The 20,507-nt window shown below is 49.7% G+C and carries 17 protein-coding genes; 11 read left to right on the forward strand and 6 right to left on the reverse strand.

What is annotated here, in order from left to right; translation table 11 throughout:
- Nucleotides 1–79: 79 nt before the first annotated feature.
- The gene (locus tag Q4A89_RS01795; protein WP_368389487.1) at nt 80–781 is read right to left on the reverse strand and encodes a GLPGLI family protein; all 702 of its coding nucleotides are present in this window, start codon (nt 779–781) and stop codon (nt 80–82) included.
- A gap of 439 nt (nt 782–1,220) precedes the next feature.
- Here Q4A89_RS01795 and Q4A89_RS01800 point away from each other — a divergent pair, with 439 nt between their 5' ends.
- Nucleotides 1,221–2,171 (forward strand): acetylornithine carbamoyltransferase, encoded by a 951-nt coding sequence (locus Q4A89_RS01800; RefSeq protein ID WP_303183284.1) that lies wholly within the window; start codon nt 1,221–1,223, stop codon nt 2,169–2,171.
- A 7-nt stretch (nt 2,172–2,178) separates the two neighbouring features.
- On the opposite strand, the gene Q4A89_RS01805 is transcribed toward Q4A89_RS01800, so the two are convergent.
- Nucleotides 2,179–2,496 (reverse strand): DUF3467 domain-containing protein, encoded by a 318-nt coding sequence (locus Q4A89_RS01805; RefSeq protein ID WP_303183285.1) that lies wholly within the window; start codon nt 2,494–2,496, stop codon nt 2,179–2,181.
- A gap of 102 nt (nt 2,497–2,598) precedes the next feature.
- Between Q4A89_RS01805 and Q4A89_RS01810 the strand changes: the two genes are divergently transcribed.
- The 3 genes from Q4A89_RS01810 (at nt 2,599) to Q4A89_RS01820 (ending at nt 6,006) form a co-directional block, all read left to right on the forward strand.
- Nucleotides 2,599–3,672 carry a DUF4831 family protein gene (locus Q4A89_RS01810; protein WP_303183287.1) on the forward strand — a complete coding sequence of 358 codons (1,074 nt, stop codon included), beginning with the start codon at nt 2,599–2,601 and terminating at the stop codon, nt 3,670–3,672.
- A 61-nt stretch (nt 3,673–3,733) separates the two neighbouring features.
- The gene (locus Q4A89_RS01815; protein ID WP_303183311.1) at nt 3,734–5,266 is read left to right on the forward strand and encodes a peptide MFS transporter; all 1,533 of its coding nucleotides are present in this window, start codon (nt 3,734–3,736) and stop codon (nt 5,264–5,266) included.
- A 317-nt stretch (nt 5,267–5,583) separates the two neighbouring features.
- Nucleotides 5,584–6,006 (forward strand): 5-fold beta-flower protein, encoded by a 423-nt coding sequence (locus Q4A89_RS01820; protein WP_303183289.1) that lies wholly within the window; start codon nt 5,584–5,586, stop codon nt 6,004–6,006.
- 98 nt (nt 6,007–6,104) lie between these two features.
- Here the strand turns inward: Q4A89_RS01820 and Q4A89_RS01825 are convergent, their stop codons facing one another.
- A complete protein-coding gene (locus tag Q4A89_RS01825) occupies nt 6,105–7,043 on the reverse strand; it encodes a helix-turn-helix domain-containing protein (protein ID WP_303183290.1) in 939 nt (312 codons plus the stop codon).
- 228 nt (nt 7,044–7,271) lie between these two features.
- Between Q4A89_RS01825 and Q4A89_RS01830 the strand changes: the two genes are divergently transcribed.
- The 4 genes from Q4A89_RS01830 to Q4A89_RS01845 all read left to right on the forward strand — a co-directional run bounded on the left by Q4A89_RS01830 (nt 7,272) and on the right by Q4A89_RS01845 (nt 13,306).
- Nucleotides 7,272–8,735: a TolC family protein gene (locus Q4A89_RS01830; protein WP_303183292.1), complete on the forward strand. Its 1,464-nt coding sequence runs from the start codon at nt 7,272–7,274 to the stop codon at nt 8,733–8,735.
- Nucleotides 8,736–8,757: 22 nt separating this feature from the next.
- Nucleotides 8,758–9,774 (forward strand): efflux RND transporter periplasmic adaptor subunit, encoded by a 1,017-nt coding sequence (locus Q4A89_RS01835; RefSeq protein ID WP_303183294.1) that lies wholly within the window; start codon nt 8,758–8,760, stop codon nt 9,772–9,774.
- 67 nt (nt 9,775–9,841) lie between these two features.
- Nucleotides 9,842–13,000, forward strand: coding sequence for an efflux RND transporter permease subunit (locus Q4A89_RS01840; protein ID WP_303183296.1), 3,159 nt, complete (start codon nt 9,842–9,844; stop codon nt 12,998–13,000).
- A gap of 12 nt (nt 13,001–13,012) precedes the next feature.
- Nucleotides 13,013–13,306 (forward strand): PG0541 family transporter-associated protein, encoded by a 294-nt coding sequence (locus Q4A89_RS01845; protein WP_303183297.1) that lies wholly within the window; start codon nt 13,013–13,015, stop codon nt 13,304–13,306.
- Between the two features lie 126 nt (nt 13,307–13,432).
- Here Q4A89_RS01845 and Q4A89_RS01850 read toward each other — a convergent pair whose 3' ends face one another.
- From Q4A89_RS01850 to Q4A89_RS01860, 3 genes are all read right to left on the reverse strand, one after another.
- Complete coding sequence (locus tag Q4A89_RS01850; RefSeq protein ID WP_303183299.1) at nt 13,433–13,963, reverse strand: GNAT family N-acetyltransferase; 531 nt, start codon at nt 13,961–13,963, stop codon at nt 13,433–13,435.
- A gap of 40 nt (nt 13,964–14,003) precedes the next feature.
- The gene (locus tag Q4A89_RS01855; protein ID WP_303183301.1) at nt 14,004–15,905 is read right to left on the reverse strand and encodes an amidophosphoribosyltransferase; all 1,902 of its coding nucleotides are present in this window, start codon (nt 15,903–15,905) and stop codon (nt 14,004–14,006) included.
- 711 nt (nt 15,906–16,616) lie between these two features.
- The gene (locus Q4A89_RS01860; RefSeq protein WP_303183303.1) at nt 16,617–16,955 is read right to left on the reverse strand and encodes a hypothetical protein; all 339 of its coding nucleotides are present in this window, start codon (nt 16,953–16,955) and stop codon (nt 16,617–16,619) included.
- 238 nt (nt 16,956–17,193) lie between these two features.
- Here Q4A89_RS01860 and Q4A89_RS01865 point away from each other — a divergent pair, with 238 nt between their 5' ends.
- The 3 genes from Q4A89_RS01865 to Q4A89_RS01875 form a co-directional block, all read left to right on the forward strand.
- On the forward strand, nt 17,194–18,369 hold the full coding sequence (locus Q4A89_RS01865) for a Xaa-Pro peptidase family protein (protein WP_303183313.1): 1,176 nt from the start codon (nt 17,194–17,196) through the stop codon (nt 18,367–18,369).
- Nucleotides 18,369–20,057 (forward strand): alkaline phosphatase, encoded by a 1,689-nt coding sequence (locus tag Q4A89_RS01870; protein ID WP_303183315.1) that lies wholly within the window; start codon nt 18,369–18,371, stop codon nt 20,055–20,057. The genes Q4A89_RS01865 and Q4A89_RS01870 overlap by 1 nt, the downstream gene beginning before the upstream one ends.
- Before the next feature lie 237 nt (nt 20,058–20,294).
- Nucleotides 20,295–20,507, forward strand: a 213-nt coding sequence (locus Q4A89_RS01875) for a hypothetical protein (RefSeq protein ID WP_303183305.1), incomplete at its 3' end; no start/stop codon positions are given.

The raw sequence follows: 20,507 nt of genomic DNA on the forward strand, positions 1-20,507 counted from the left end.
ACATTCAATTAAGTTACAATCCATCTCGTTTTTCACTGAAAAGGTCGCCTCATTAGAATTTGCATGAGTTAAGCAAGGGTTAATCTTTATAATCCAACTCGATATAATCATAATGTTTTGCCTTCGGATAGCTGTTTGAAGAGAGTCCGACTCTTGCCATTTCACTTTCTGTTATGCTCTCCACTGTTTTCCCCATTTTAGACTTTATAAATTCCTTACGTTCGATCTTTTGAACCGTTCGTGGAATATTTATTTCAATATCTTCTTCAACTTTTTGAAAACCTGTCAATTCGAAACTGTATTGCTTTTTCGTATCATGTATTTTTGTTATGAGTCCGGGTAAACCATAAAACTTCCACGGCCCTTCACTGATCGGTATTTCCAACGTAAACCAGGCAATCCAATCTCTTCCCCTGTAATGACACGTTGCCTTTTGAGATACATATCCCAAAATCGTTGTCGTATCATGTTGTATCTCCCAATTTTGAGGATGTAGCTCATCTGTATATACAAATGAATAAATGCTGATGTTATCTTTTACCCGGATTTCATTTTTCCCGTAATCTTTATATAAATCCGACGCAAAAGCCCCATGATGAAAGGGATTGTTGCGCACATGGGAAATATCCCCCGTGCTTCTCATTGCCTCAATACTCTCTTTCACAGAGGAGTTAAATAATTTCCTGTATAAATCGGGAGCATGAGTTTTAAGGGAATCAAGATAAAACTTTTGATACGTAAAACCTTTCGTTATTTTATCTCCGATTTGAACAACATAGATTTACGGTCTGAAATATTCGAAAGCAAGGGTATCCTGTAAAACTTCTAACCGATATGCACATTTATATCGCGATCTCTCTTGTGCATATCCTGTTTGAACCAGAAAAAGAAAAGCAATAATAAAAAATCTAAAAACGTTCATAACATATCGTATTTGAAAATAAAACCCTGCCTTTTATCATCTCTATCGTTATTGATCACAAAGCAATAATGTTTATTTTTTATATACAAATTCTTTTTATTGAAAAATGTATTTTTTTTCTTTCAGACTTCTCCCCCAAGCATTCATTAACTTCTGCCTACCAATAAACAATTTAATAATTAACCAATTAAGCATCTTTCATTTCTTTAAAACATCATCATCCCCTATTTGTTTTTATCGGAAATAGTCTATCTTTGCAAAACAAGCAAACAGTAAAACAACAAAAACACGAATCAAGATGAATTTTACGAAAGTGGAAGATATCGGCGATGTCCGTCAAGCGGTAAAAGAAGCCTTAGAGCTTAAGAAAGACCGTTTTCAATATCACGAATTGGGCAAAAACAAAACAGCTTTGCTGATTTTTTTCAATAACAGTCTGCGTACCCGATTAAGTACGCAAAAGGCAGCCACGAATCTGGGTATGAACGTCATTGTGCTTGATGTTAATCAGGGAGCGTGGCGACTGGAAACCGAACGGGGAGTCGTGATGGATGGTGACAAGAGCGAACATTTACTGGAATCCATTCCCGTAATGGGGTGTTATTGCGACATCATCGGAGTACGCTCGTTTGCGCGTTTTGAAAGTAAGGAAGACGATTACAGCGAAAAAATCCTCCATCAATTTATTCGCTATTCAGGCCGACCAGTTTTCAGTATGGAAGCGGCCACGCGGCATCCTTTACAAAGTTTTGCCGACCTGATCACGATCGAAGAATATAAACGTAGGGAACGTCCGAAAATCGTGCTGACATGGACACCGCATCCGCGCGCATTACCGCAAGCTGTGCCCAATAGCTTTGCCGAATGGATCAACGCCGCCGGATATGAGCTTGTCATTACGCATCCCGAAGGTTATGAGCTCGATCCTCAGTTTGTTGGTCCTGCGCGTATAGAGCATAACCAGCGCAAAGCGTTCGAAGGAGCCGATTTTATCTACGCTAAAAATTGGGCGGCGTATCACGATCCCCACTACGGTCAAGTGCTTAGTACCGATCGTTCATGGACGGTCGATACTGAAAAAATGGCGCTAACCGACAATGCATTTTTTATGCACTGTCTGCCTGTACGACGTAATTTGATTGTGACTGACGAAGTGATTGAAAGCCCACAAAGTTTGGTCATCCCCGAAGCGGCCAACCGTGAGATATCGGCGCAGATTGTCCTCAAGCGTATGCTGCAAGACTTATAGCTCGATATCAGGCCTGTCCCGGCGTACCGATAGGCGGAATCAGGTTGCTGAAAGCATCCGTATTTGTGCTACCACCGTTTTGCTGCTGCTCTTCAAACTTGCGAATGTTTTCCTGCAAGGCATAAAGCAGACGCTGAGCATTGTCGGGAGTGAGAATAATACGGCTTTTGACCTTCGCCTTGGGAGCTCCCGGCACAATCTGGATGAAGTCGAGAATAAACTCTGACGAAGAATGCGCAATGATTGCCAGATTAGCGTACGTACCTTGTGCAATATCATCGGTAATTTCTACTTGTATTTCATTAGAAGTCGGAGAATTTTCCATCACGAATTTTGCTTTGATTACGGGACAAAAGTACATACAATTTTGCAGGAAAGAAAAATATTGCATAGATTTGTGCGATTATTTTCAAAAAAAGGATAAAAAATGAGAATCAATCTATTAGTCGCCAGCATGTTGCTCGGATCGTTCGTCGCGATGTCGCAGACACGGGTCGAGAAAAAGGTGGCCATGAAAAGCAACGGATACGGAGTGACTTACTCGCTTCCCAAAACGTCGCTTATCGTGACTGCCGAAGTAACGAAAGTAACCTGCAAGGCCGGCCCCTACTATAAATATGCAGAAAAATATTTGGGCGTAAAAGACGCCGTTACAAACGACCATATATATTATGAATTGGGGAAAATCTATTTAGAAAACAAAGGTGTCCCCGACGAAGAAAACACGTATACGGTCGAATTTAAATCGAAGACGGTGGCACCGTATGTTTATCTCACGGAAGATGGACTGATGTGCTCGATCAATGCCGATTATACCCCTGCCGACCCGTCATCGCTGGAGACGATCAAACGTGAGGCACAAGCCGCAGAAACGAGCGACGTAACGGCGTTGATGACGGAAGAACTGCTTATGGCCGGATCAGTTACCCGTCAGGCGGAAGTCGCCGCCAAGCAAATTTATCGACTGCGCGAAAGTAAAATGGATATTGTTTCGGGAGAGGCCGACAACATGCCTCCCGACGGTGAAGCCATGAAGCTTGTACTGCAGCAACTCACTGATCAGGAGCAGGCGTTGACGACACTTTTTACCGGTCGGCGACAACGTAAAACGACTTTTCATGAAGTACGAATCATCCCTCAGGACGATATGGAAAACGAAGTATTGTTTCGTTTTTCCGAAAAGCTAGGCGTGTTGGATGCCGATGATTTGGGCGGACAGCCCGTTTACCTGAGTCTGCACGCGACGGATCGCGCTCCGGAGCTCGACCCGAAAGAAGCCGAAAAGAAAGAAAAGATGATGAAAGGCATCGTATATAATGTACCGGGGAAAGCGCGTGTCGAGATTGAAACGGGCACGAAAAAACTCTATCGGGGAGAGGTACAAATTGTACAGTTCGGCACCCGCGAAGGACTGGCACCCGTTATGTTTGAAGACAAAAAAGCTCCCGTCAAAGTACTTTTCTATCCCGAAACCGGAGCAATTAAACAGATTATTCAATAAAGTCAACTGAATGTAATAATGTATAATGTATAACTATTTTAAATTAAAGTAATTGTTTATGATTTTCAAGAATCACCCGAAAGGACTGATCGGGGCAGCCCTCTCTAATATGGGCGAACGCTTCGGTTTCTACATCATGATGGCAATTCTGGCTCTCTTCCTTGTGAGCAAATTCGGTCTCGAAAAAACAGAAGCCACCACTATCTATGCTACTTTTTATGCGCTGATTTATCTTTTGGCCTTGGCCGGAGGGTACATTGCTGACAAAACGAAGAAGTACAAGGGAACCATCTTTGCCGGTCTTATGCTCATGACTCTCGGCTACGCGATGATCGCTATCCCTACACCTACACCGGTGCCTAATTTTGCGCTTTATCTGACGCTTACCTGTATTGGCTTGTTTGTTATAGCCTTTGGTAATGGCCTATTCAAGGGCAATCTGCAGGCTGTGGTGGGGCAGATGTATGATGACCCTCGTTATTCCGACAAGCGTGATACCGGATTCCAAATCTTCTATATGTTCATCAATGTTGGAGCCCTTTTTGCTCCGATGATTGCAACAGGTATCCGTAATGGTTGGGTTCAAAGTCATGGATTCGAATATGACCCGGACCTACCTGCCCTTTGTCATAAGCTCATCAATGGTACCATTACTCCCGAAGCGATGGAGACATTCAAACGCATTGCAGGAGAGGTAAGTGGTGGAACTGTAACGGACTTCTCTGCCTTTGCAAACGAATATCTCAATATCTTTAACACCGGATTCCATTATGCGTTTGCTGCAGCAATCGTTGCAATGCTTATCTCTATTGCTATTTACATTGCCAATAAGAAGAAACTTCCCGACCCCAGCAAGAAAGCAGCAGCTACCGCAGAAGCCAAAGCGGAAATCCAAATGAGCAGCACGGAAATACGTCAGCGCATCTATGCTCTCTTTGCTGTATTCGCAGTAGTTATCTTCTTCTGGTTCTCATTCCATCAGAATGGTGTTACGCTTACATTCTTTGCAAATGACTACACGGATTTGAGTATGATCGATATCAATTTGGGATTCACTCGAATCAAAGGTGCCGAAATCTTCCAGTCATTCAATCCGTTCTTCGTTGTATTCCTGACGCCTATCATCATCGGTATTTTCGGATGGCTGCGCTCTAAAGGTATCGAACCTTCTACTCCGAAGAAAATTGCTATCGGTATGGGAATCGCTGCATTGGCTTTTGTGATTATGTCCATCGGTTCAATAGGTTTGCCTACTTCTGCCGAGCGTGAGGCTTTAGGCGGACTTACGAACGCACAGCGCGTTACACCTTTCTTGCTAATCGGAACTTATCTGATCCTTACCATTGCAGAATTGTTCATCAGTCCTCTCGGATTATCATTCGTGTCAAAAGTAGCACCTCCTCACCTTCAAGCTGTGATGCAGGGCTGCTGGTTGGGAGCTACTGCTTTGGGCAATCAGCTTCTCATTATCGGTACGATTATGTATGAGAACATTCCTATCTGGGCTACTTGGGCTGTATTTGTGGTAGCATGTATCATCTCCATGTTTACGATGTTGGCCATGGTTAAATGGCTTGAGCGGGTGGCTAAATAAGAAAGACAACCTCGATCAAGGAAAAACAACATACTCCTGCAAATTTAAGGAGTAAAAAAGAGCTGCCTCACCCACATTGGGTTTGAGGCAGTTTTTTATGTTTTATCTCCCCTTTTTCCTTCTTTACTAATTGTGAAAATTGAGTAATTTACTCATACCAAATTGAGTAATTTACTCATTGACCGAACATCTTTTACCACTTAACTTTGCATCGTTTATATTGGCAATTTGTTTAGGGGGGCTTTAGTATAAAAAGAGATGGCTAAACAAATTTCAAGCAATTAATTGAGTAATAAATATCTTTAATGTAAAAAGACATGAAAAAAATGATGTACATCCTTGCGGCGTGCCTGATGGCATGGATTGCAATGCCGCAACAAACAAGTGCGCAGACGCTGCGCGGCAACAGTAATCAGCAGATCGGCAGCATCAGCTCCGACGGCGTGATTCGCAACAAGAGCAATTCGCAGGTAGGCAAAATCGAATCAAACGGTACGATCCGCGACCGTAACAATGCGCAGATCGGAAAGATTGAATCGGACGGGACGATCCGCAATGCCAGCAACTCGAAGGTTGGTAAGGTTGAGTCAGACGGCACCGTGCGTGACGGTAACAACACACAGATCGGTAAAATCGAGTCTGACGGTACGGTGCGTAACAAGAACAATTCGAGCATCGGCCGGGCTTCAGGAGTAAAAAAAGAATGGGCGGCTGTTGCCTTCTTTTTCTTCGATCTGTAAAACACACAGACGCTAAATGAAAAAAGACGGTGTATCAACATGGAAGTATGGGTACACCGTCTAATCTTATTCTTTCGGATCGTGGAAGGTTCGTGTAATTAAACATGTATCGCTCCTTGCCTGCGGAAGGCAATAGGTGAAATGCCTTCGTGCTTTTTGAAAAATTTCCCAAAAGTAGACTGATCGGGAAAATACAGCTCGTCGGCCACCTGCTGCACGCTTACGCGAGGCGCTTTGAGCAGGATTTTGGCTTCGAGCATCAAAGCCTCTTGAATCCACTGACTGGCGGATTTCCCGCTTTGCTCTCTGAGGATAAGCGAAAGATACTGCGAAGTGATACACAACCTGTCGGCATAGAACGATACTTCGTGTTGTTCTTTACAATGCGTGGACAGGAGGTGCAGAAAGTCGGCAAATAGTTCTTCTTTACGGCTCAATGTGGGAGATTGCATCGTTTCCCGCTTATCCAGATACATATTGCCCAGCTCCATCAGAAACAAATGCAATGCCGTATTGACCATGCCTTGATAAAAAAAATGCGCAGGTTGTCTGATTTTCTCACAAAGAAAGTCCAGGCTCTTTTCCAGCAGCCGAAATTTATCGGGATCAAACTCCCTCAACGGATATTTTTTCATCTGCATATACGAAATCAATGCCGACGGATGCTTTTCTTTCGATTGCGAGAGCGTGTCCAGATACGATGTCGAGATCATGAGCAGCCATGCCTTCAGATCCGGGCTGATATATTTCATCTGCGTGATATGAGTAGGCAGAATAACCATCAGTCCGTAATCTGAAACACGGTAATTCGCGTAATCGACCTGCAACTCCATACGACCGCTCGTAACGCCGATAAAAAGGAGCGCATCCATGCGTGAAGGAGCCCTGAGATAATGCTGGTAAATCCGTCCCGTCGTATCGTTGCGAGTAGCATAATTCTGATCGTAATGCATGACCATGATATCGTTTTGGAAAATATCGGACGAAACGGCGATATTATTTAACCTTCTTACGGTATCTTCAAATAAACGAGGCATCTGTTCTTTTTTTAAGAAATGAAAGCGAAGATAATACCTTTTTCGTATATTTTGTTTTTTTACCCATATTTTTTCTGCTTTCCTGTCATTTAGCGTTCAAAATATTCGATATTGACTAATTTTCTAACAGATTATCCCTTTTTCATTTATGACAGAACCACTACTTTTGTCACCAGTATTTATGGAATTTGTCTTTATTACTAAACACGAAATATGATGATAAAAAACATGAGATATCTCTTCCTGTCGCTGTTATTCGGAGGTTTCGGTCTTCCGGCAGAGGCACAGAGCAGTTTTCCGCAGGAGTGTCTCGACACGCTCAGGATCAGGCTCGATCAAGCGATTGAAATTGCATTGAGCGAAAATCCCACGGTCAAAGTGGCCGGGCAGGAAATCGAGAAAAAGCAATACGCCCGCAAAGAGATGATTGCACAATTATTTCCGCAGGTATCCGGGTCGGCCGGCTATACCCGCACGCTCAAAAAGCAAGTGATGTACATGGGCGGAGGCGATGACGATGGCGGCGGATTTGCAGCCATGCTGATGGAGCCGATCGTAGGATTGACCAAACCGCTCTACGACAAGTTGGGTCTGGAGATGCCGCAACTTCCCAAAGGAGGAGGCAGACGTTCCAACGAGGGGATCGAGGTTGGGTTGAGCAACAACTGGTCGGGAGGATTTAGCCTCGCGTTGCCGGTCTTCGCCCCCACCCTCTATAAATCGATTCAGCTTTCGGCTATCGATGTGGAGTTGGCGGCCGAAAAAGCAAGAGCCTCGCGGCAGGACATGGTGAATCAGGTGTCGAAGGCCTACTTTCAGCTGCTATTGGCGCAAGACTCGTACGAGGTATTGAAGCAAAGTTACAAGCAGGCGCAGGACAATTTGGAGAATGTGACGAACAAATTCAGACAAGGATTCGTATCCGAATACGACAAAATACGCGCCGAAGTGCAGGTAAGGAACCTCAATCCCGGCCTGATTCAGGCACGAAATGCCGTGACCTCGACCAATCTCCAGTTAAAGGTACTGATGGGTGTTGACGCCGAATGTCAGATTGCTGTGCTGGGCAAACTGTCGGATTACGAAGTTGATCTGTATGGTGACTATATGCATATCGATACGGCACAATTGGCCGGAAACACTTCGCTCAGACAGATGGATTTACAAACCCGCATGCTAAAGAAAACGTACGAGATGGATAAGGCAGCGTTCCTGCCCAACGTTTCCCTCTCCGCCATCTATCAGTGGACGGCGATGAACGAAGACTTCAGATTCCGGGACTATCGGTGGAATCCTTACAGCACAGTCGGAGTGACCGTTTCGGTCCCCCTTTTCACGGGCGGTCGGAGACTCTACAAAATGAAGCAGACAAAAATTCAACTGAATCAGATGAACTGGAACCGGACGAATCTTCGCAGGAATCTGAATATGCAAGCCAGAAGTTATCTGAACAACATGCAGCAGTCGGTCGAGCAGCTGGCTTCGAACAAGGAGAATGTGAATCAGGCGATGAAAGGCCGCAGTATTGCACAGAAGCGCTACGACGTAGGCAAAGGCACCATCCTTGAACTGAACGACTCGGAGCTGGCGCTGACACAATCGAAGCTGACCTACACGCAGTCGATCTACAATTACCTCGTGGCCAAGACAGACCTCGATCTGATATTGGGAAAAGAAGCAGAAATCAAGTAAAAACATAAAAAAAGAGATATCAATGAAAAAGAGATATGCATTTGCGGCGCTTTGCGCCATAGGATGGTTGAGCGCTTGCTCCGGCGGACAAAAAGCACAGGAGGTGAAAGACGAAAAGCCGAAAGTGAAACTCGCTTCGGTCACAACGCGTCCGGTAGACCAGATACAGGAATATACGGCTACTGTCGAGGCGTATGCGACAAACAACATTGCTCCCGCTTCGCCCGTGCGGATCGAGAAGATTTACGTCGAAGTGGGCGACCGGGTCGGCAAAGGACAGAAGCTGGTACAGATGGACGCCTCGGGGTTGAAGCAGTTGAAGCTGCAATTAGACAACCAGACGACCGAGTTTACGCGTATCGACGAACTGTATAAAATAGGCGGAGTGTCGAAATCGGAGTGGGAAGCCTCGAAGATGACGCTCGAAATGCGTCAAACGTCGTACAAAAACATGCTCGAAAACACGGCACTCGTAAGTCCGATCAGCGGCGTAGTAACGGCTCGCAATTATGACAGTGGCGACATGTATGGCGGAGGGATACCGGTAGTGACCGTCGAGCAGATCATGCCCGTCAAGCTGCTGATCAACGTTTCGGAGAGTTATTTCACACGGATTGCGAAAAACTCGACTGTCAGCGTGAAATTCGATGTGTACGGAGAGGAAGAGTTTGAAGGAAAAGTACACCTGCTCTATCCGACCATCGACCCAACCACACGTACGTTTGTCGTTGAAATACGGCTCGACAATCGCGACATGCGCGTGCGTCCCGGCATGTTCGCCCGCGTAACGCTCAACTTCGGTACGGCCGATCACGTCATCATTCCCGACAAGGCCATCATCAAGCAGCCCGGTTCGGGCGAACGGTACGTCTACGTCTATCAGGACAGTGTCGTTTACCGGAAGGTCGTTCAGCTCGGCCGCCGCATGAACGACGAGTACGAAATCATATCGGGTGTCGACAGCGATGCCCGGGTAGTAATTAGCGGTCAGTATCATTCGTCTGTCAAAGACAGCGCCCGAGTGGAGGTCGTGCAGTAAAACTATTATTTAATGTGCCGGCACGGGAAATGAATTTACCGGTCGGCAACCCCAAAAAACAAGTATTATGAGTCTATACGAAGGAGCGGTCAAAAGGCCGATAATGACTTTTCTTTGCTTTGTGGCGATTGTGATTTTCGGGTTATTCTCTCTGTCCCGATTGCCGGTCGATCTGTATCCGGACATCGAGACGAACCAAATCATGGTGATAACGGCCTACCCCGGCGCCAGCGCGTCGGATATCGAGAATAACGTCTCGCGTCCGCTGGAAAGCGTGCTGAATACGATCGGCAACCTGAAGCACATCACTTCCCGTTCGTCGGAGAACATGTCGTTCATCCAGCTCGAATTCGAATACGGTCACGATATCGATGTACTCACGAACGACGTGCGCGACAAGCTCGATCTGATCAGTTCGCGCCTGCCCGACAACGTCGAAACGCCGGTGATCTTCAAGTTCAGTTCGGACATGATTCCGATTCTCATCCTTTCGGTACAAGCCGAAGAGAGTCAGCCGGCGCTTCACAAAATTCTCGACGACGGCGTTTCCAATCCGCTGGCGCGTATTCCCGGCGTCGGCACCGTGTCGGTTACGGGTGCGCCCAAGCGAGAAATACAAGTCTATTGCGACCCGAACAAACTGGAGGCCTATCATCTGACGATCGAGACGATCAGCGCAGCTATCGGCGCCGAAAATCGGAGTATACCGGGAGGAAGTTTCGATATCGGGAACGAGACGTATGCCTTGCGCGTAGAAGGCGAGTTCAAGGATACCCGACAGATGGAAAACATTGTCGTCGGTTCGCGCAATGGCGCCAATGTCTACCTGCGCGATGTAGCGCGTGTGATTGATACGGTAGAGGAGCGCGCGCAGGAATCGTATGCCAACGACAAGCGCGGCGGAATGATTATTGTGCAGAAGCAGGCCGGCGCGAACACCGTCGATATTGCCCGCAAAATATTAGAGAAGCTACCCGAACTGCAGAAAAACCTGCCTTCGGATGTGAAGCTCGGCATCATTTGGGACTCGTCCGAGAACATTCTCCAAACCATCGAAAGCCTAACGCAAACGGTGCTATTCGCGCTACTCTTCGTGGTGCTCGTCATCTTCCTGTTCTTGGGACGCTGGCGCGCGACGCTGATCATTTCCGTAGCTATTCCGTTCTCGTTGATCGCATCGTTTATTTATCTCGGCATTACCGGTAACTCGATCAACATTATTTCGCTTTCGTCGCTCTCTATCGCCATCGGGATGGTGGTAGACGATGCTATCGTGGTGCTCGAAAACGTCACGACGCATATCGAGCGAGGCTCGGCGCCGAATCAGGCGGCTGTGCACGGAACGAACGAGGTCGCGATCTCCGTCGTGGCTTCTACGCTCACGATGATTGCCGTATTCTTCCCCTTGACGATGGTTACGGGCATGACCGGCGTATTGTTCAAACAGTTGGGTTGGATGATGTGTACGATCATGGTCGTATCGACCGTTGCGGCATTGACGCTCACGCCGATGCTCTGTTCGCGGGTGCTGCGTCTGCAAAAGAAGCCGTCGAAGCTGTTCCGTACGCTTTACCATCCCATACAGCAGGTGCTCGACAAGCTCGATGTGCAGTACGCCCGGATGCTCGGATGGGCGGTACGCCACCGCAAGACGATGGTGCTGTCGTGCGTCGCATTCTTCGCGCTCAGCATGATTTTTGCCGGGAACATTCCTTCGGAGTTTTTCCCGATGCAGGACAACGGCTACATCACCACTTCGTTCGAGCTGCCCGTGGGCACGCGTAAGGAAGTAGCCCGCGAGCTGGGAGCGAAACTGTCGGAAGAGTGGCGGAAAAAATACCCGGAGATACAGGTATGCAGCTATTCGGCAGGGCAAGCCGACTCGGAGAATACGTTTGCGGCGATGCGAAACAACGGCTCACATATCATTTCGTTCAGCATCAGTTTGTCGAACGCTGAGGACCGTGACCGGTCAATGGCCGAGATCGCCGACGGCATGCGCGAAGATCTGAAAGCTTATCCCGAATTTACGAAGACACGCATCACCCCCGGCGGAGACGGTGGCGGTATGGGCGGACAGTCGACGGCCGACTTCGAGATTTACGGCTACGATCTGGCGGCGACCGACCGCATTGCCGCGGAGTTAAAGGCTAAACTGCTCAAGCTCGACGGCGTGTCCGAAGTCAACATCAGTCGTGGCGACTACTTACCCGAATATCAGGTCGACTTCGACCGGGAGAAGCTGGCCATGCACGGCCTCAACCTCTCCACAGCCGGAACTTTCCTGCGTAACCGCGTCTACGGCTCCATCGCTTCGCGTTATCGCGAAGACGGCGACGAGTCGAACATCGTCGTGCGCTATGCCCCCGAATTCCGCACCGATCTGGACGACATCGAGAACATTCTGATCTACAATAATCAGGGGAAAGCCGTCCGTATCCGCGACGTCGGCACGGTCGTCGAGCGATTCGCACCGCCGGCCATCGAGCGCAAAGACCGCGAGCGTATCGTCACCGTCTCGGCCATCCCATCGGGAGCGGCGCTCGGTACCGTGGTAGCCGAAGGGAAAAAGATCATCGAAGGGATGGAGATTCCGCCCAACATCAAAGTACAGGCGGCCGGTACGTTCGAAGATCAGGCGGAGGCCTTTACCGACCTCGGAATCCTCGCGCTGATGATCATCCTGCTTGTGTTTATCGTGATGGCGGCTCAGTTCGAATCGCTCACCTACCCGTTCATCATCATGTTTTCCGTGCCTTTTGCCGTAAGCGGCGTACTGATGGCCTTATTCCTGACGCGTACCACGCTGAGCGTGATGAGTCTGTTGGGAGCGATTATGCTGATCGGAATCGTGGTAAAGAACGGGATCGTACTGATCGACTACATCATCCTGTGCCGCGAGCGCGGACTGTCGGTGATCAACTCCGTGATTACTTCGGGCAAGAGCCGTCTGCGTCCTGTGCTGATGACGACGATGACGACGATTCTCGGAATGATGCCGATGGCCATCGGATCGGGACAAGGCTCCGAGATGTGGCGACCGATGGGGATCGCCGTAATCGGCGGGTTGGCCGTCTCGACCGTGTTGACGCTGCTGCTCGTGCCGGTGCTTTACTGTTCGTTTGCCGGCATCGGGGTAAAACGCCAACGCCGCAAGCTGCGCAGATCGCGCGAGTTGGACGCGTATTATCAGGAGCGAAAAGACCGGATTATTAAAACCAAGTAAACAAGAAAACGTATGAAATCGGTATTGATAACATTCGATCAGGCGCATTACGAGCAAATCATCGCCGTGCTTAACCGGCTCAACTGCCGGGGTTATACACGCATTGAGCAAGTACAGGGGCGAGGTTCGGACAAGGGCGATCCGCATTTGGGGTCGCACGCGTGGCCGGCCATGAATTCGACTATTCTCTCGGTAGTCGACGACGACAGGGTCAGTCCGCTGCTTGAAGCGCTGCGCGCGCTGGACCACCATTCGCCGCAGCTCGGCTTGCGCGCCTTCGTGTGGCACGTAGAGCAAACGATCTGACGAACGCTCGCCGTCAGTCCCGGCAAAAACTTGTCGCCTGCACGAGGGGTTTCTACCTTTGGCGCATACGTCGGGAAGCCGGAGATAAAGATAAGAGAGGTCGTGACAACAGCGGCCTCTCTTCTTTTACGTATAATCGGTCAGTACGGGATGGTAGACGCGGCAGAAGTCACTGACGGCCGTTTCCGTCACGGTCGTGGGGTACGTCATAAGCAGCAGGGGGACCGGGCGGCTTCCTTCGGTATAAGGCGGCTGCATATAGGAATGCGGGTTCAGCACAAACTCCAACCTTTGGTAAAAACCGACGCGCCGGCGTTTCATCTCGTCGGTCGGAGGTTCTACTTCGAGCCATACGGGAATGTCGGACTCGGCGACGAAAGTTTCGAGCACCTGCTTTCCGTAGCCTTTGCCGCGCAGTCCGGGTAACGTGGCCAGATGCTCGACGTAGCGCACGTCGCCGAAATGCCACCACAGCAAGATCCCCACGAAAGTATCCCGGTCGGTGACGACTTCGAAACGATAGGCGGCACGTTGCATTACCTTGCTTTGCGGGTGCGGCGTCCGCCGCTCGTCGGGCGGGAAGGCGCTTTCGTACAATTCCCACGCGCGACTGAAAAGCGGATGCCCCATATCGGTTATACGAGTACGTGTTATCATTGCGAGAGCCTCCCGTTCCTATACATTATATATATAGCTGTCAGATGATCCTTCGGCCGCGTTTCAGATAGGTCTGCTCCACGTAGTGGATAAAGGCCTGATTAACCATGCGCGTGCCGCCCGGCGTGGGGTAGTCGCCCGAAAAATACCAGTCGCCCGGATGATCGGGGCATGCTTCGTGCAGTCCGTCGAGGGTCTGGAAAACGATTTCGATGCCGGCTTGGATATCTTTCCCGCTGAGCATCTGCGCCATCTTGTCCGAGATATCTTCATCGGTGAAAGGAGCGTAGATATCTTTTACACAGTTGACGATCGAGCCTTCGGGTTGTCCCTGTTGCTGTTTGGCCTTGTTGTACGTATCGATGATGACGTGCTCCATGCCCCGGCAGATGAGCAGCTCGATGGCCATGCGGAAGGCGATGAATTCGCCCATGCTCGACATATCGATGCCGTAGTAGTCGGGGTATCGGATCTGCGGCGAAGAGGAGACGACGACGATCTTCTTGGGATGCAGGCGGTCGAGGATGCTGACGATGCTCTGCTTGAGGGTTGTTCCGCGTACGATACTGTCGTCGATGATCACGAGATTATCGACGTGGGGCGTGATGCTGCCGTAGGTAATGTCGTAGACGTGGGCGGCCAGGTCGTTGCGGGTATTTCCTTCGGCGATGAAGGTACGCAGTTTGATGTCTTTGAGGATTACCTTCTCGCTGCGGATACGTTGCGCGAAGATTTTCCGTATTTCTTCCTCGCTCAGCGACGCGCATTTTCCGGAAAGTTGTTCGGAGATGAGCCGGTCGAGGTATTTTTGCAGTCCTTCCATCATGCCGTAGTAAGCCATCTCGGCGGTGTTGGGGATGTAGGAAAAGACGGTGTGTTCGATGTCGTAGTCTACCTTTTTGAGGATGGAGTCGACGAGGTTTTCGCCGAGCCGTTTGCGCTCGCGGTAGATATCCTTGTCGCTGCCGCGCGAGAAGTAGATACGTTCGAACGAGCATGCGCTCAGCGGCTTCCGGTCGAGGAGCTGCATGGTTCGCATCTCGCCTTTTCGGTTCACCATCAGCGCTTCGCCGCGTTGCAGTTCTTTGACGTCGTCGGCCTGTACATTCATCACGGTCTGTATGACGGGACGCTCCGAGGCGGTGACGATGATTTCGTCGTCGGCATAGTAGAAGGCGGTACGGATGCCCCACGGATCGCGGATGGTGAACGATTCGCCGCTACCGGTCACGCCACAGATCACGTAGCCGCCGTCCCACGTCGAAGCGGCTTTCCCGAGTACATTCGACAAGTCGATATTTTCTTCGATGGCGCGGGTGATTTCAACGCCCTGCATGCCTTCGGCCTCGTATTTGCGGAAGAGGTGTTCGGCCTCTCGGTCGAGCAGGTGTCCGAGTTGCTCAAGGATGAAGTACGTGTCGGCATATTGCCGGGGGTGCTGGCCGGTGGCGGTAATTTCTTTGAAGATGGAGTGCACGTTCGTCATGTTGAAGTTTCCGCACAGGGCGAGGTTGCGCGCGCGCCAGTTGTTGCGACGCAGAAACGGGTGGATGTACGACAGACCCGATTTGCCGGTGGTGCTGTATCGGAGATGCCCCATATACAACTCGGCGGCGAAAGGCAGATTGGCTTGCGCGAATTGCGGATCGTTGAGTTGCTCGGCGGGTATTCCCTTGTAATGGCGATGCACCGTGTCGAAAATCTCGGTGATGGCATCGGTGCCGACCGCACGTTCGCGAAACATGTATTCTTCGCCGGGAGATGCCTCGAACTTGACGCAGGCGAAGCCCGCACCGTCCTGTCCGCGGTTATGCTGTTTCTCCATCAGGAGATAGAGTTTGTTGAGCGCATACATCCATGTGCCGTATTTGCGGTGATAGTATTCGAGCGGCTTGAGCAGCCGTATCATCGCTACGCCGCACTCGTGTTTTAATGTTTCCATTCTTTTACTGATCGTTTGTTGAAATTCGGCGCAAAGGTAGTGATTTGAATTGTTATTTGTTTACGATGCATCGCGTAAAATATATTATGGCTGCTCTTACGAACGCAAATCGCGCAAGCAACGCAAAGAATAAATGACGAATTACAAATTACGAATTACGAACGCAAATTGCGCAAATAATCACAAATAATCGCAAATGAGACTTGTAAAACTTGTGGTAAAACCCGAAGGCTGTCTGCTCTTACGAACGCAAATCGCGCAAGCAACGCAAAGAAATAAATGACGAATTACAAATTACGAATTACGAACGCAAAGAGATGCGAATGAAATTTTTTATGTGATGTTGAACACCGGATGTATGGAGATGCGACGTAAAGACGCAATGAATCGTGTCTCCGACATAACCATTAACCATTGACCATTAACAATTAATTTATGCCGAATGCTAACTAAACTTGTGAAACTTGTGGTTATGCCCTTCGGGTGTTGAGTTGTTGAGATGTTGAGGCGTTACGATGTTTGTTGGCTGAATGCTGACGGCTGACAGCTAACTATTACCGACTGCTAAACCAAAAATATCGAAACAACTAAACTTATGCAATGCGCGCACTTGGCCATTCACAATTAAAACAGATCTTTATAACGTGAAAGGGCTGCCACGGAAAATCGCGTTTCCAAGACAGCCCTTTCTTTGTTTGTGATGAAATATGCTTACTGAATAAGTCTGAATTTACCGACCAACGGAAGCTCTTTCATTTCACCCTTAGCAGCATTGACAATCCCGATAATGGCAAAAATAAGGATTACAAAGTTCAGGAGGCTGATAAAGCCGAAAAAAGGAGATACGAATGACAACACCATGGATGCTAACCAAATCAGGAATCCGACGATACAAAGAATAAGTCCTTGGTTCGTATGAAAGCGTGCGAAACGCGATTCCTTAGCGGCAAACAACGGGATAAAAACCAAAAGTCCTAAATAAGCAAGGATAGCCATTACTTTGTTAGCCTGTACATCCTGCGGATCTGCGGTAAAGTTTTCTTGTGACATAATGAAATAATTTTTTTAAGTTAGTACTATTTAAATATAGATATAATGTTCTCCCATCGGAATTTTTGCAAAGATACAAACCTTTTCAAAATCCTGTAAAAAATTCCGTTATTTTTTCATCTATTTTGTTCGTATTTATTTTCTCGTCTCAGCAGACAAAGGGAAAATGCGGATTCCGTAAAACGGCACCAAAAAAATTTATACCTTTGCGGTCGATGATTTCTAAAACCAAGCAATGATGACAGAAAGCACATTAGCCGACGATCTCTTGATCAGGCGTAAGAAGGTACGGGACGCGCTCGTTCGAGCGGGGATGGAAGGTATCTTACTGGCTTCGGACGTAAACATTTATTACATGACCGGGCGCATCTTCAACGGCTATTTCTTTTTATCGGCCGAGGGGGAAGCGCGATGTTTCGTAAGGCGTCCGACCGATTTTACCGGCGAGCAGGTTACATTTATCCGTCGGCCTGACGACCTGACGGCCTATTTCAAAGCGCAGGGACGTCCGCTCCCGCGAAGACTGATGCTCGAAGCCGACGGACTTTCCTACAACGACTACACACGCTTGGCGACGCTCTTCTCTCCTGCCGAAACCGGCAACGCGTCCACTCTGATGCGCGCCGTAAGGATGGTGAAGACGCCTTGGGAGCTGGAGCAGATGCGCTACTCGGCCGAGCGACACGCGGCCACCTACGCCGAGATTCCCTCGTGCTTCCGCGCCGGAATGACCGATCTGGAATTACAGGCAGAGATTGAACGCCGGATGCGGCTCAACGGCTCCATCGGACTGTTCCGCGCTTACGGACCGAATATGAGCATTTTTATGGGAAGCGTGCTGGCCGGAACGAATGCCGCCGCCTCTTCGCCCTACGATTTCGCGCTCGGCGGAGCGGGACAGACAGCCATTTGTCCCATTGGCGCCAACGGTACGCCGCTGACCGACGGCACAGCCATTCTGGTCGACATGGCCGGAAACTATACGCCCTACCAGACGGATATGTCGCGGGTATTTGCCGTTGGCCGACTGCCCGATAAGGCATACCGCGCGCATCAGACGGCGCTCGACATACAGGCGGCCGTAGAAGCGACCGCCCGGGCCGGAACGGCCTGCGCCGAGCTGTATGAGTTAGCCTGCTCGATGGCAGAGAAAGCCGGATTGGCCGACTGTTTCATGGGCACGCGCCAACAAGCCAAGTTTGTCGGTCATGGTATCGGACTCGAAATCAACGAACCGCCCGTGCTGACGCCGCGCTCGAAAGAAGTGCTGGAGCCGGACATGGTCTTTGCCTTCGAACCGAAGTTCGTAATCGAAGGTTCGGGAGCCGTAGGCATTGAAAACAGTTTCCGCGTCACGACGGAAGGACTCGAAAAATTAACTCGATTTGAGGAACAAATAATTCCATTAACATGATGAAAAAAACAGTATTTTTAGTTTTGCTGGCATGCCTCGCATGGCAGGCCCGCGCTACGGAACCGGAGCAGGTAAAACCGGTTAAAAACCTGATTGTCCTGATCCCTGACGGAACGTCGCTGGCTACCGTCTCGACCGCCCGCTGGTATCAGTGGTACATGAACCCCGACATGCCCAAACTGGCTATCGACCCGTACATCTGCGGTACGGTGCTCACGCACTCGTCGAACGCTCCCATCGGCGACTCGGCGCCGACAACCTCGTGCTATATGACCGGTCACCCCAGTCGCACGGGTTTTGTGGCTACGTATCCGCCGCACGACCCGGAAAACGACATTTATCCGATGGACCCCAAACGCGCCTATCAGCCCATGACTACGCTGCTGGAAGCCATGAAACTCGTACAGCGCAAGGCTACGGGGCTGGTCTTCACCTGCGAATTTCCGCACGCTACGCCGGCCGACTGCTCGGCACACAGCTACAGCCGCGGACGCTACGAATGGATCGCTCCGCAAATGGTGCATAACGATATCGACGTAGTCATCGGCGGAGGCGTATCGCTGCTCGACGAAGCCGGCGAGGCTTACCTGAAAGCGAACGGATACAACGTGTACCGCAACAACCTCGAAGGAATGCGCGGCGACAACTCGAACAAAATGTGGGCGCTGTTCGGCGAGCGCGATATGGCGTACGACATCGACCGCGACCCGGCGCAGCAACCGTCCATCGAAGAGATGACGAAAAAAGCGCTGGACAAACTCTCGAAGAACGAAAACGGCTTCTTCCTGATGGTGGAAGGAAGTAAAGTAGACTGGGCGGCGCACGGCAACGACCCGGTGGGCATGCTGACCGACTATCTGGCTTTCGACAAGGCCTGCCGCGTAGCGCTCGATTTCGCGCGTAGCGACGGCAATACGCTCGTCGTAGTCGTATCCGACCACGGAAACAGCGGATTCAGCCTCGGACGCCGTGATTGCAAAGGTTACGACAAACTCACGAAAGACCAGCTGTTCGCAGCCGTTACGCAAATCAAACTCTCGGCCGACGGATTCGCCAAGAAACTGAACGAACAGCCGTCATCGGCCGTGCAGGACATCTTCCGCCAGTACGCGGGCTTTGAACTGACCGACGAAGAGCTGCAAACGCTCTACCATTGCAAAGGCTACAAGAACAGTCCGATTCCCGAAAACGAGCGCAGCGAAAAAGAAGGGCTCGCGTCGCTCTACAGCGGTTCGCTCAACGGATTCGTCGCCAAGCTGATTACCTCGAAAACCTGCTTCGGCTTCACGACCAACGGACATACGGGCGAAGAAGTGCTTCTGGCCGCTTATCATCCGGCAGGTACGCTGCCCATGGGCATGCGTACCAACATCGAGCTGAACCATTACATGGCCGCCGCATTGGGATTGACGGGTAAACTCGACGAGCTGACCGATGCCAACTTCGCGCCGCATACCGAAGTGCTGAAAGGCTATACGTATACCGTACTGCCTCCGGCCACCGAAAAAGGTACGCCCACGCTGGTGGTGAAAAACAAAAAGAAACAACTCACCATCACGCCCTACACGAACATCGTGAAGCTGGGCAAGAAAGGAAAAGAAGAAGCACGGCTGCGGACGGTGATCGTCTACGTCGACAAGAACGAGACGTTCTACCTGCCTCGCACCATTACCGACTATTTGAAATAAAGAATCTGTTTTCCCTTTCAACCGGAGAGCGTTACGATGCTCTCCGGTTTTTTTTGTCTCCACCTGCATTTTTTTTCGCTTTTTCTTGCATTTTCCGTTTTTAATGTTTATATTTGAGGCGTTCATCATTTAGACCGATACGACAATGATACGCGACCTCCTTTTATACAACGGATTAAAGTGGATTCTATCCGCCCTTGCCGCTGACGGTACGGGGCTGGCAAGGGAAGCACGCGTATGCCGACGGAAGGAATCTCTTCCTTCATACACACCGTACTCGCCGGAATAATGAACCGGCAACATGCGCTCTTTGCTATCGGAGTCCGGGCCTTTCGGGAGGGAATTGCAACGTTACATCGCGGTAAAGAAAACCGGCTTTCCGAATCGGGAAACGCGGGCGTGTTCGGAAGCGACCTGAGTTTCTGCCACGGAAACCTCAGTTTCTGCCGC

It is taken from the genome of Tannerella sp., from assembly GCF_030528505.1.
In the GTDB taxonomy this organism is placed as follows: Bacteria; Bacteroidota; Bacteroidia; order Bacteroidales; family Tannerellaceae; genus Tannerella.